The organism is Frankia sp. CcWB2 (assembly GCF_977927585.1).
Window position 1 is genome coordinate 20570 of the sequence record NZ_CDWRCM010000018.1, and the last position, 1072, is coordinate 21641.

Consider the following 1072-nt stretch of genomic DNA (forward strand, 5'->3'; position numbering starts at 1 on the left):
GCACTCGACGACCCGATCTGGGACGGCGCGGGAACGCTGGCCATCGGCGTGCTCCTGCTGATCGTGGCCGTCCTCGTGGCGACCGAGGCGTACGGCATGCTGGTGGGCGAGGCCGCCGCCCCGGGAATGGTCGCCACCATCCGCGGCACGCTCGCCGCCGCCCCGGGCGTCGCCACGGTCATCCACCTGCGCACACTGCACCTCGGGCCGGACGAGCTGCTCGTCGCCGCCAAGATCGGTATCGGGGCGGAACTGGCGATGCCCGAGGTGGCCGCCACCATCAACGGCGCGGAGGCGGCGCTGCGGGCCGCGGTGGCGGTTCCGCTGCGCATCTTCCTCGAGCCCGACATCCTCCGCGACGAGCCGGGTCGACGACGGGATCCGTCAGCCGGTGCCGTCGGCGAGGCAGAGCCGCAGCGCGAGCGCGCTCAGAACGCCGAGGGACATCAGTACCACCGGCAGGTTTCCCGCTCGTAGCTTGTCTCCGGGCAGCTCCGGTCGGGGATGAGGCGCCACCGCGGCCACCAGTAACCAGGGGAACACTGGCAGCCAGGACTCTTCGACGTCGCCATCGGCCAGCCCGAGGACCGTCGCGAACAGCATCGTCGCGCCGGCCCCCACCAGCAGCGGCCAGCCCGGGGTCAGCCGCAGGCGGCGCGCCGCCCGGATGAGAACCGGCCCGCAGACGAGGACGACCACGGTCAGGTCCACGACGATCCAGGCCAGCGTGCCGGCGAGCCCCGGCCGTGGCGCGCTCGCCAGGGCCAGCCCGTCGGGCCAGGAGAAACCCCACGCGTAGAAGAGCCACAGCGGCAGGAGCGCACCCAGACCGGTCATGACATTGAGGATCGGGCGACGGCGGACGAAGTAGGCCGCGGCGACCGCCACGCCAAGCCATACCGGGGCGTAGCCGAACAGCCCCGCGAGGCCGAGCAGCAGCCCGCTTGCCAGCGCCCACCACATCGAGCGCCGACCCGGTTCGCATCCGACCACCCCCACCGCGACGGCCAGGGCGGCCAGGGTAGCCGTGACGGCGTCCGGGGACGCCGCCGTCCATCCGCTCCACGGGGCC

The 1072-nt window shown here is 73.6% G+C and carries 2 pseudogenes; one reads left to right on the top strand and one right to left on the bottom strand.

Features of this window, described 5'->3' with window-relative positions:
• Positions 1-477, top strand: a pseudogene (locus tag ACY45C_RS03730) (cation diffusion facilitator family transporter); the annotation flags it as partial.
• Here ACY45C_RS03730 and ACY45C_RS03735 read toward each other — a convergent pair.
• A pseudogene (locus ACY45C_RS03735) lies at positions 385-1072 on the bottom strand (hypothetical protein); the annotation flags it as partial. The pseudogenes ACY45C_RS03730 and ACY45C_RS03735 sit on opposite strands and share 93 nt — an antisense overlap.